9 protein-coding genes and 3 pseudogenes are annotated in these 10,358 nt (G+C 61.3%); 7 read left to right on the top strand and 5 right to left on the bottom strand.

From position 1 onward, the window contains the following. Positions 1–176: 176 nt before the first annotated feature. The 3 genes and pseudogenes from NKH13_RS33095 to NKH13_RS33085 form a co-directional block, all read left to right on the top strand. Positions 177–485 (top strand): annotated as a pseudogene (locus NKH13_RS33095) (VOC family protein); the annotation flags it as partial. 274 nt (positions 486–759) lie between these two features. Continuing rightward, positions 760–1,710 (top strand): sulfotransferase, encoded by a 951-nt coding sequence (locus NKH13_RS33090; RefSeq protein ID WP_352917041.1) that lies wholly within the window; start codon positions 760–762, stop codon positions 1,708–1,710. A 238-nt stretch (positions 1,711–1,948) separates the two neighbouring features. After that, positions 1,949–2,170, top strand: a pseudogene (locus NKH13_RS33085) (transcriptional regulator); the annotation flags it as partial. 81 nt (positions 2,171–2,251) lie between these two features. Here NKH13_RS33085 and NKH13_RS33080 read toward each other — a convergent pair. The 4 genes from NKH13_RS33080 to NKH13_RS33065 form a co-directional block, all read right to left on the bottom strand. After that, positions 2,252–3,427, bottom strand: coding sequence for an MFS transporter (locus NKH13_RS33080; RefSeq protein ID WP_352917039.1), 1,176 nt, complete (start codon positions 3,425–3,427; stop codon positions 2,252–2,254). A 22-nt stretch (positions 3,428–3,449) separates the two neighbouring features. Then, positions 3,450–3,743 (bottom strand): BBE domain-containing protein, encoded by a 294-nt coding sequence (locus NKH13_RS33075; protein ID WP_352917037.1) that lies wholly within the window; start codon positions 3,741–3,743, stop codon positions 3,450–3,452. After that, positions 3,697–4,410 carry an FAD-binding oxidoreductase gene (locus NKH13_RS33070; protein WP_352917035.1) on the bottom strand — a complete coding sequence of 238 codons (714 nt, stop codon included), beginning with the start codon at positions 4,408–4,410 and terminating at the stop codon, positions 3,697–3,699. Before NKH13_RS33070 ends, NKH13_RS33075 begins: the two co-directional genes overlap by 47 nt. A 342-nt stretch (positions 4,411–4,752) precedes the next feature. After that, entirely contained in the window at positions 4,753–5,412 is a 660-nt protein-coding gene (locus tag NKH13_RS33065) for a methyltransferase family protein (RefSeq protein ID WP_352917033.1), read from the bottom strand. A 145-nt stretch (positions 5,413–5,557) separates the two neighbouring features. On the opposite strand from NKH13_RS33065, the pseudogene NKH13_RS33060 reads away from it, so the two are divergent. The 4 genes and pseudogenes from NKH13_RS33060 (at position 5,558) to NKH13_RS33045 (ending at position 8,554) form a co-directional block, all read left to right on the top strand. Then, a pseudogene (locus NKH13_RS33060) lies at positions 5,558–6,312 on the top strand (IS5 family transposase). Positions 6,313–6,436: 124 nt separating this feature from the next. Continuing rightward, on the top strand, positions 6,437–7,633 hold the full coding sequence (locus NKH13_RS33055; protein WP_502914164.1) for an extracellular catalytic domain type 1 short-chain-length polyhydroxyalkanoate depolymerase: 1,197 nt from the start codon (positions 6,437–6,439) through the stop codon (positions 7,631–7,633). 55 nt (positions 7,634–7,688) lie between these two features. Further along, the gene (locus NKH13_RS33050) at positions 7,689–7,910 is read left to right on the top strand and encodes a hypothetical protein (RefSeq protein WP_352917031.1); all 222 of its coding nucleotides are present in this window, start codon (positions 7,689–7,691) and stop codon (positions 7,908–7,910) included. A gap of 233 nt (positions 7,911–8,143) precedes the next feature. Further along, positions 8,144–8,554 (top strand): CocE/NonD family hydrolase C-terminal non-catalytic domain-containing protein, encoded by a 411-nt coding sequence (locus NKH13_RS33045; RefSeq protein WP_352917029.1) that lies wholly within the window; start codon positions 8,144–8,146, stop codon positions 8,552–8,554. Between the two features lie 158 nt (positions 8,555–8,712). Here NKH13_RS33045 and NKH13_RS33040 read toward each other — a convergent pair whose 3' ends face one another. Continuing rightward, positions 8,713–10,311 (bottom strand): FAD-binding oxidoreductase, encoded by a 1,599-nt coding sequence (locus tag NKH13_RS33040; protein ID WP_352917027.1) that lies wholly within the window; start codon positions 10,309–10,311, stop codon positions 8,713–8,715. Between the last annotated feature and the right edge of the window lie 47 nt (positions 10,312–10,358).

Raw genomic sequence — 10,358 nt, 5'->3', positions numbered from 1 at the left:
AGCGGCACCAATAAATAACGCAGTCGACATTCTCATGAATAGCTGAAATGAAAAATACTCTCTCATCGCGGCCTCCTTTGTTTCTATTAATTTTTCTCGGCCAGGATTTGACCATATCACATAAGGATACGATCTGGTAATTTATATGTTCCAGCGCTGCAGGGAAACAACGGCCGATGAAGAGCCAAGAAATTCTAGCCGACACCACCCGTCTCGGCCCGGTTCATCTGCGCGTCGTCGACATTCCAGCCGCCTTACCGGTCTGGCGTGACGTGGTCGGCCTCTCGACCCTGACCAGGGACGGCGGGATCGCCGAACTCGGCGTCGACGGCAAGAGCCTTATTGTGCTGCACGCCGGGGCTACAAACGTCCTGCCGTCAAAGTCCCGCGATTTTTTTCATGTCGCCACCCATGTCACGACACGCAAGGAATTGGCCCGAGTCGCCGCCCGGCTGCGGGCCTCCGGCCTGAGGCACAGCGCCCAGGATCACCTAATCTCGGAATCCCTTTACGTTTCCGACCCTTCCGGCAATGGGATCGAGATCTGCTTCGACACGGCCGGGCGCTTCGCGTCTAGGGAAGCGATGGCTGGCGGCGGTGTTTCGCTTGTCGCCAAGGACGGCACAAGGCATTCCGGGCTGGAACCTCTGGATATCGATCGATTGCTGCAGGAGCTCGACCCGGCGGACCGTGTCAAAGTTCCGCTGGCGGCGGACACCTTCATCGGTCACACTGCGCGTGCGGTCGCCCGAAACGCTGATGGCGTTCTACCTCGGCGTGCTTGGCTTCAGGCCACATATCCAGTCCGCAACGTTTGGCCTGTTCGACTGCGGCACCGAGGAACGTCCGCACATGGTGGCATTCAACATCTGGGCCCGCGACGAGCTGAAGGAGCCACCGCTCGGCGCGGCAGGTCTGGAGCATTTTACCGTCGTGCTTCCCAGCCGGGGAGACATCGCGGCCGTCGCGCGACGTCTCGGCGAGGCGCACGTGCCCTCGCTGCAAACGGAGGGGGCGCTGGACCTCTCCGACCCTGAGGGAAACCGCCTGCGGATGGTGCTCGCAAGCGATTGGTCTGACGGGTGTAGGTCTGAACCGGGGGGCACAATGGCGATGAAGGTAATCGGAACGGGCTTTGGCCGGACAGGAACGGATTCGATGCGCGAGGCGCTGACGATCCTTGGCTTCGGCCCCTGTCACCACATGTTCGAAGTCATGGCCAATGAAGACCAGAAGCGGCTTTGGCGTGCGCTGGCGAAGGGCGCGGCACCAGACTGGAACCAGCTGTTTGCGGGCTACGCGTCCTGCATCGACTGGCCCTCGGCGCACTATTGGCGTGATCTGATTGAGTTCTATCCGGACGCCCGGGTCATCTTGACATACCGATCGCCGGAAAGCTGGTGGAAAAGCTTCGAGAAAACGATCCTGGCAGGCATCAGCCAGAGCAAGGATCAGGAGTCGCTGGGCCTTACCTTGATCTCCAGGCAGGTCTTCGGCGGCCTGCCGCACGATCGCGCCAATGCCATAGCCGTCTACGAAGCCAATGTAAGGGCGGTCATTGCGACAGTGCCGCCGGGTCGGCTGCTGGTCCACAATCTGGGAGATGGGTGGACGCCGCTCTGTCGGCATCTCGGTGTCCCAGTACCGGACCAGTCCTATCCCAATCGCAACAACACCAGGGACTTTCAGTCGGCCCTTGCACAGAACTAGTCTGACCGTATGCAATGGGTCAGGTCACGACGATACTCGCGACGACGGTCAGAACCCGAGTTGGGGTAGCGTCAATTTCTGACCTACAGGCGACCGCCGTCCCATCAATTTTCAACGACGGCTTTGCGCCCCACGTCGGCTGTAGAGATCAGTTTCGTCTAGTGCTGAAAGCAGACGGCAACGGCACCGGTGGCCGGAATTGCACCGGAACGGACGCCTATGCGAGTCGCGCCGCTTACGGTCCGTTCAGGCCAATCCCGCACATAGCATCACTTACGTGCAATTGGCCGCTGCCCTTGCCAAACTCGGCCGGCTGGAAGAAGCGAGGGCAGCTGCCGCGCGGGTGCTCGAACTGCATCCAAGGTTCAGTTATAGCCGCCAGTTTGCGGGCGTGAATTGTGCTCCAGCGCTCGTGGAGTGCCTTGGTGATGCGCTGCGTACTGCTGGACTGCCAGAGTAGTGCCATAGAATCGGTCAGACCGGGAGCCGGGACAACCGTGCTGATGTCGCGGTACCAGCGGTATCGGCGCGACTAGCCGCCTTACCTGGATGGAACCACCATCGCCCTTGGGAGACGGCTGATCCGGTGGAATGACCAAAGGAGGAAAGGGCAAAGGAGGAGTGCGGCAGCGCCGAAATCGAGCGCGATGGTTGCTGTACCGGCCCAAGTCGCAAGTTTGCCGCCGATCGCCGGGGCGGCCAACATGCCGGCATAGTAGACCGTGTAGAACACTCCCATCCCGATCGATCGCGTTCTTTGATCGAGCACCCGTGCGGGCAAGCTCATAATCGCGCCGGCAGGCAGGCCGCATACGACCCCCATGGTAATGATGAGGGGAAGCACTGGTCCGCTTCGCGACAGAACGAGCATTAGGAGTGCAAAACCGACACAGCCCGCGGTGAGGACCGCGTCGCCGCGTTTGCTGCGATCGGCCAGCAAGCCACCCAGGGGGACCGAAAGGGTGGCCAGCCAAAGCACCAGGCTGGTCGCCGATCCCGCCTCCGGGCTGGACCAGCCGCGCTCGACAAGCATTGAGGGGCCGAAGCTGAAGACCATTGCGAAGCCGACATTGTAGAGACACCAGATCAGGCCGGCAGTGATGAGGGCGAAGGTGGTCCCGGCAGAAATGCCGCGGCGTTCGATCCCACCGGCGGGCGATACCTCCGGGGTGCGATAGATGAAGGTCATCAAGCCGATGCCGACGATGACCAGGACCGAAACGGCAATGCCCACCGAGGTCACCCCGAATGTCATTCCGATTGCCGGCAGCAGCATGAGAGCGATGGCGATGCCCGCTGGCCACGAGTTGATGTAGATGGCCATGGCGGTTGCGATTTCCCGTCCGGCAAACCAATCGGCGACCATCTTGGTCATCAGGACATTCAGGAGGACACCGCCAGTGCCGCTTATCAATCGGCCGCCGATCTGCAGGCTCCAGGACGCCGACGCCGTCATCAGCATTTCACCCTCCAGCATCATCAGGAGCCCAGCGAGAACGGTCGCCTTATCGCCATAGCGCTGGCCGATGGTCGCGCCAGGCAGGGCCAATGCGACTCCCGGTGCAAGATAGAGGCCGATTAGAATGCCGATGTCGGCCAGGCTCGCACCGACGCTATCGCTGATAAGAGGCGCGACGGCGGCGACGCTCTGAAACTGAAACGCCATTGCGGTGCGGGCGACAAACAGAACAGCAAGGATCGTCCAGCGACTGCGCACGGTTCCCCCACGGATTTTCGAATTATCCAGGACTGATATTTTGATTCAATCGGAAGAAATTGGTCGGGTCGTATTGCTTCTTGATGGCGACGAGGCGCGCATAATTGGCGCCGTAGGCATCACGCACGCGGTCGTCACCCTCATCACCGAGATTGTTGGCATAGACTCCGCTGGTTGAGAATGGTCTGACCGCATTCCACAGGTCGCGCGCCCAGCGGATATTTGCCTCGTCATCGGCCGGATCGTCCCAGATGGCGATCGGGAAGCAGTCAAGGGCCGCATCGCGGTTGGCATAGGGCGAGTGCGACGCGGGCACGCGAGCGATCGCGCCGCCGACCTGCTGGAAAACCAGCAGGGAAGTGATTGGGAGCCCTCGCGTAACTGTCGAGCAGCGCCTCGATCGCACCATCGCTGATCTCGCGCATGAACTGCGCTTTCCAGTAATAGCGTCGCCCGCGTGGAAAGAGGCTGTCGCCCGCCGATTGAATCTGGAGGTAAGGAATGGCTTTAAGGCGACTTTCGGTGGGGGATCCGAATTTCATCAGCGGCGCGATGGCTGGTTCGCCCGCTTCGGGCGACCCGACATAGCAAGCCGAGATGCTGAAGGCCCGCTCGCCCGAGGGCAGCGTGACGAGCGCGGCATCGACGCTCACCCCGTCCGGGGCGTCGCGGGAGAATTCATCGTAAAACCGCATGGCCTCGCGCGCGTGACTGTAGGCGTGCAGCACGGTGCCCACGAGAAGCGCCGGGCCGAGCGGGTGCAGCCGGTATTCGAACGCCGTCACAATGCCGAAATTGCCGCCGCCGCCTCGCAAGGCCCAGAACAGGTCGGGATGCTCGCTGGCCCTTGTCCGCAACAGCCGTCCCTCGGCGGTGACGATTTCAGCCGCGATCAAATTGTCGCAGCTCAGTCCGTGCTTTCGCCCGAGCTTGCCGAAGCCACCACCCAGCGTGAGGCCGGCAATACCGGTGTCGCCGTTCACGCCCATGGTCGTCGCGAGGCCGTGCGCCTGTGTGGCTGCGTCGAACTCGCCCGAGGGTCAGGCCGGCTTCGGCCCTGGCGATGCGGCGCTCGGGATCAACGACGATTATCTTCATGCGGCCTAGGGTCAGGACCTATTAATCTGGCATCAACTGCCAAGAGCCATCGCTTTCGGAATAGGCCTCGAACGGCAACTTCCCGCCATTATGAGATTAGACCAAGGTCTCAAAAGCGCCAATTGCAGACATCGGAACCAAAACGTGAGCCTAAACCACGGCAAAAATTAGCTGCATTGGCAGGCCGCGACGACCTTCGAAGCACGCTTCCTAAGGAGGTTTGGCTCTCACCAAATACCCGGGAGAAGCCGCCATCGGACCCGCGCGGCGTAATCCGAATAGCCCGCAAGCTCCGCGCGAAGAATTCGGTCCTCCGTGATGGTGCGGTAGAGCAGAAACGGCAGGGTAAAGAGCACAACGAGCGCAGCCGCAAGCCACGATCCGAGCGCGGGTCCGCTTGCCGCTATGATCAGAAATCCAGCGGTGTAACCAGGGTGGCGGACGAAGGCATAAGGCCCCGTGCTGACGACGTGCTGGCCGCGGTCGGCCTGGATTCGAATGACTGAGGAGAAAAACCGGTTCACACGCATAGCCCATAGTGCAAGGGCGTAGCCGGCCGCGACCGTGAACAGGCAAACGCCCTGAAGCCAATCGGGCACGTTGTCGCTCCAATGGAAACGGCCACGGTCAAGCCCCGCAACGATCCAATGCATGAACAGAACGAGCGAAAAGACCCTCAGCGAGAGCGGCGGCTTCTTGCCACCCGGCCGCATGCGTTCGCGCAGGAGGTCCGGATCGAGCGCCGCGAACGAAACGATCATGACGACAGCGAAGATTGCGAGATAGGCCCAAAAGCCCGGGACAGCGATCGTGCCGGCCGCTGAGAACAATGCGGCGGCCGCGGCGACCACAAACAAACCTGCCTTGAAGTAAGCCGAGACGGGCATCCGCTACCTGCCACCTCAAAGGAGACGCGAAGTACGGTGTCCAGTTTACCCCGATGTCTGGCTTGGGCCAACAGGGGACGGTGGCATTTGCCACTTGCGGCGGCATCGACGGATTGATTCAACGGTTGCGCGAGGAGGCGCTGCCATGAGTGATTTGATGCTGTTGTCTGAGGCGCAGACGCGCCGCATTAAGCCATACTTTCCATTGTCGCACGGTATTCCGCGAGTGGACGACCGCCGGATCATCAGTGGTATTGTCTTCGTTATTCGGAACGGATTGCGCTGGCGCGACGCGCCTAAAGAATATGGTCCCCACAAGACGATTTATAATCGCTTCATCCGATGGAGCAGGCTTGGTGTGTTCAGTCGAATCTTAGCCGAACTCGCAGCCAGACGCGGCAAGCCGGAACAATTGATGATCGATGCTACCCATTGAAAGCACATCGGACGGCAGCCAGCCTGTTAAAAAAGGGGGATGTTCCTACACGTATCGGGCGGACCAAAGGTGGTTTGAATTCGAAACTACACGCGGTGTGCGATAGCCAGGGCCGACCTTTGATCAATGTTGCTAAGCGAAGGCCAGATGAGCGATTTCAGAGGGGCCGCTCTTATGCTCAAAGCCTTGCCACAAGGCCAAAGCAATGCTTGCAGACAAGGGATACGACGCCGACTGGTTTCGAAAGGCGCTGGCTGATCGCAGAATCACCGCCTGCATTCCGTCAAAGGCCAACAGAAAGGTCCCAATCCCGCACGATGTTGTGCTCTACAAGCAACGTCACAAATCGAAAACATGTTCAGAAAACTCAAAGACTGGCGTCGTATTCACACTCGATACGACCGCTGCGCCCACACCTTTTCTCAAGCATATGCATAGCAGCGGCCGTGATCTTCTGGCTCTGATCAGTGAGTCCTGACCCTAAGTCATAGTGCGCTTGTTATTGTGCAGTGCAGCAACGATATTGCTGCCTGTGCGTTGTGCGCAGCGCTGCCGCCATTTTTGGCGGCCGGAACAAAGGATACTAATTTGCGAAAAATCTCCGACACGATCACCTGCTTTGCGGCATTCCGCGCCGGGCAGAGTTTTCAAAGCCACGGCCAAGGCCGCGATCGGTTATCGGATCTGGCGGATTTCGGCTCCAATCCGGGCGCCTTGCGGGCGAGGATCTACGTTCCGGATGCTTTGCCTGAAGCGGCGCCTCTTGTCGTGGTGCTGCATGGCTGCATGCAGACCGCAGCCGGGTACGACCATGGTTCCGGCTGGTCGCAACTGGCCGACCAGGAAGGTTTTGCCCTGCTGTTTCCCGAGCAGCAACGCGCCAACAATCCCAACCTCTGCTTCAACTGGTTCGTGCCCAGCGATACAAAGCGGAACGGCGGAGAGGCCCTTTCGATCCGCCAGATGATTGAGGCGGTTGTCGCTGAAGATGGCCTCGACCGTAAGCGTATCTTTATCACCGGCCTCTCCGCCGGAGGCGCCATGACATCGGTGATGCTGGCTTGCTACCCGGAGGTCTTCGTCGGTGGCGCGATCATCGCCGGCCTGCCGTATGGGAGCGCAAAGACTATCCCGGAAGCCTTCGACCGCATGCGCGGTCATGGCGCGCCCTCGGAAAGGCAATTGCAGAAGGCCCTGCGCGGTGCCTCGCCGCACAAAGGTCCTTGGCCATCTATATCGGTCTGGCACGGCTCCACCGATCAAACCGTAGCATCCTCCAATGCTGATGCCATCGTCGGACAATGGCGAGCCATTCACGGGCTCGATGCACGTTCAGTCCGATCAGAAATTGTGGATGGTTATTCACGGCGTGTCTGGTGCAATGCCCAAGGGCAGGAAATCATTGAGGAATATCGCATCGCCGGAATGGGCCACGGTACGCCGCTTGATACGGCCGGTGACGCGGCGCTGGGCGCTGAGGGACCGTTCATGCTCGACATCGGCATCTCGTCCACCTCGCATATTGCGCGCTTCTGGGGCATAGCGAAGTCAGGTAGGAACCGGGCGGCGAAAACCAGGCCGGTGAAAGCCAACGGCGAGACTCGCTCTGCCCGTCTCTCAACTACTTTGTCGATGCCCGAAATCGAGACTCCCAAAATGCCACACCCTGCGCCACGCGCTGCGAGGGGAAATGGTCTACCTTCTCAGGAGCCCAACTCCGCCGCAGAGATCCGAAAGGTTATAGAGGATGCCCTGCGATCGGCTGGCTTGATGCGGAATGTCTGAACCCAGGCTCCTGGTGACCGACCTGAGGTCTCTGGCGCGCCCGGATGCAGTGCGCTTGAGCGCTGCATTCGGCTTGACGGCAGCCGAGGCCAGGCGGGCCGCGCGCCTCGCGTCGGGGGATGGCATCAATGTGGCGGCAATTGCTCTCGGCATCGGCCGCGAAACCGCGCGCACCGAGCTCAGAGCGGTATTCGGCAAGACCAACACACACCGCCAGGCGGAACTCCCCGCGCTCGTCACCCGCCTTCGGCTGTCCCGCATGATGACCGATTGGTAGGAGCGTAACTCCGATCGGACGCGTCCGCCCTCGATGCTGGCGAGCAGAACGCTCGACAAACGGGTGGCAGCCTACCCCAACTTCCGCATTTGGCGCGCATGGTCGGTTGGTGTGTTCAGACTTCAGATTGCCTGATTAGGCTCGGGAAGGTCCGGCCGGGGTGGGATGTTGCCACTCGTCGATGGGAACTACCATGGAGCGCCACCTGCTGACGTTTGCGCCGAACGCAGCCAATGTCACGAGTCGAGTCCGAAGCGATCTATAGATCGGGGCACAGGGGAACGGCAACTTGGAAGCCAATTTTGTTATTGTTGCGTCTCAGGTCCCCACAAAGCGTCAGGAGATTCCGCCGAATTGTTCGTCCGTTCAAACTTGGAGCATACCGATTTCTTCGTCCCCTGTGCGACGTCCGCCCATCCGGCGAGTCGCTGAACGTCGGCGACGGTCTGCTTCGCCTCTTGCCCGACCGGCCCGTCGCCGATCCGGATGGGTGTCGGGGGGTGCTAGTCGATCTGTGGCCCATGGCCTATCGCTTTAAGAAGGGGCATCACGTCAGAGTGCAGGTTTCCAGCGGCGCCGCGATTTGCGCGAAATCTGGGAACGGGGGAGCCGCTCGGAACGGCGACCACGATGATGCTGGCTGAGCAGAGCATCTTCCGCGACCCGGCTCATCCGTCGGCCGTCATTTTGCCCATGAAGCCAAATCATTCTGTTGACCGTGGCGAACTCGCCCATCAAAGGTCGCACATTGAATCATGATGAGATCTGGTGGAGGTGTCCGGTGAGGTTCCATCGCCAAATGTCAGGTCCCTCTCGTGAAGCCGTCGGCGCTCCAGCGTTCACTGCCTACGCCGTGATGCACGAAGAAGAGGCCGCCCGGGTCGTATTTGTCCTTCACGGCGAGGAGCCTTGCGTAGTTCGCGCCCCAAAAAGATTCCCGCCACGCCTCGTCGAAGAAATCGCTTTCCGACACATAGGAGCCGACGGCCGGCAGTTTACGCGCCTCGGTCATTGCGTTGTCGATCGCGGCTGCATGCCGGCGGGCGGTCGGCACGTCGGGCTCGTGACCGGGAATGCCGGGGTAGGTCGGCGGCCCTTCGGCGCCGCTGATGGCCAGCGCGAAGGCGTCGAGCACCGCCGGGTTCGTCGCCATGTCGTGGGCCGCCTCGATCGCCTCCACAGAGGCGCCGGCCAGGCCCTTGTTGAAGTGCAAGGAGATGCCCCAATGCCGGGTCGCCGCGAACAGAGCATCGGCGAGATGGCCCTGCTGGCCCGGTTGCAGGAGGGAGGACGGAAGCCAGGCGGACTGATAACCGTGCAGGACCTGTCCCGCTTCCCCCAGGTTGCCTGCCCAGAACAGGTTGGCTTTTGGCGCGCCGGGGCGATCGTCGGCAATCACCAATCCGGGAAGTTGCGTGAGAAACGCGGGGTCCCAGAAATTTCGGGCCGGCACCGCCATGATCATCGGCACCGAGTCGAGGCTGAAATCCTGCGGAGCGCCTTCCAGCCAGCTCAAGAACGGCCGCCAGACCGTCTCCGCCTGCAGCTGGTCGAGCCCTTGGAACACCATTGCGATATCGAGAACGTTGCCCGGCCGGAGGCGGATCTGCTCGCCCCAATGCGGATTGAACAGCGCCGCGCCGTAGAATTCCAGGATCTGGCCGATCAGCCGGCGGAAGGCGGCGTCCGATGCCGCCTTGATCGTCGCGAACACCGCACCGAAGAACTCTGGCAGTTCGTGTGTGCGCAGCGTAAGCCGCGTTACCACGCCGAGGCTGCCGCCACCGCCGCCCTTGATTTCCCAGAATAGGTCAGGGTTCGTACAGGCGTTGGCGATCCTCACTTCGCCATCGGCGGTAACGATCTCTGCCTCCAGCAGGCTCGCCGCGGCCATCCCGTAGGCCTTCGAGAAACTGCCGAAGCCGCCGCTCAGGATTAGGCCCGCAACGCCCACCGTCAGGCAGCCGCCGCCCTGGACGTAGCGGCCCGCCTTCGTCGTGACGGCGTCGTAGACGTGACCCCAGATCGCGCCTGCCTCGACGGTGACGGCCGGCTGCGGCGGCTGTTGCCCGGCACATCCCGTGGCGACGAACGCATCATGCAAGGCGACGGCGTTCATTTTGCGTGTCCAGATCACCAGGGAATCGGGGGCACTGGAGGTGCCCTGATAGCTATGCCCGCCGCCCTTCACGACCAGCCGCAAATTGTTCTCGCGGGCGAAATTGACCGCCGCCACGACGTCGCTGGTCGTTCGGGCGGCCACCGCATAGGCGCTCGGCTGAGACGTCCAGCCATCGACCCAGCCGAGGGTCTGCGTCAGCCCGACCTCGTCGCCGAGGTAATAGGGATTCTTCAGTTCCTTGAAGACATCGGCGCAGCGGGGGCTCGACGGCGCTTCCATGCACGCGGCGAGCGGTGAGCGAACCTTTACGAGTTGGCCCTCGACCT

The organism is Mesorhizobium sp. M1348, from assembly GCF_040317925.1.
In the GTDB taxonomy this organism is placed as follows: domain Bacteria; phylum Pseudomonadota; class Alphaproteobacteria; order Rhizobiales; family Rhizobiaceae; genus Mesorhizobium.
Note: the sequence above shows the minus strand (reverse complement) of the source record. Positions and strands in the feature narration are given on the sequence as shown.

Coding starts and splice junctions, on each gene's coding strand:
- NKH13_RS33090 (WP_352917041.1), top strand. CDS start 760: ATGGCGTTCTACCTCGGCGTGCTTGGCTTCAGGCCACATATCCAGTCC.
- NKH13_RS33065 (WP_352917033.1), bottom strand. CDS start 5,412: ATGCCCGTCTCGGCTTACTTCAAGGCAGGTTTGTTTGTGGTCGCCGCG.
- NKH13_RS33045 (WP_352917029.1), top strand. CDS start 8,144: ATGTCACGAGTCGAGTCCGAAGCGATCTATAGATCGGGGCACAGGGGA.
- NKH13_RS33040 (WP_352917027.1), bottom strand. CDS start 10,311: ATGGAAGCGCCGTCGAGCCCCCGCTGCGCCGATGTCTTCAAGGAACTG.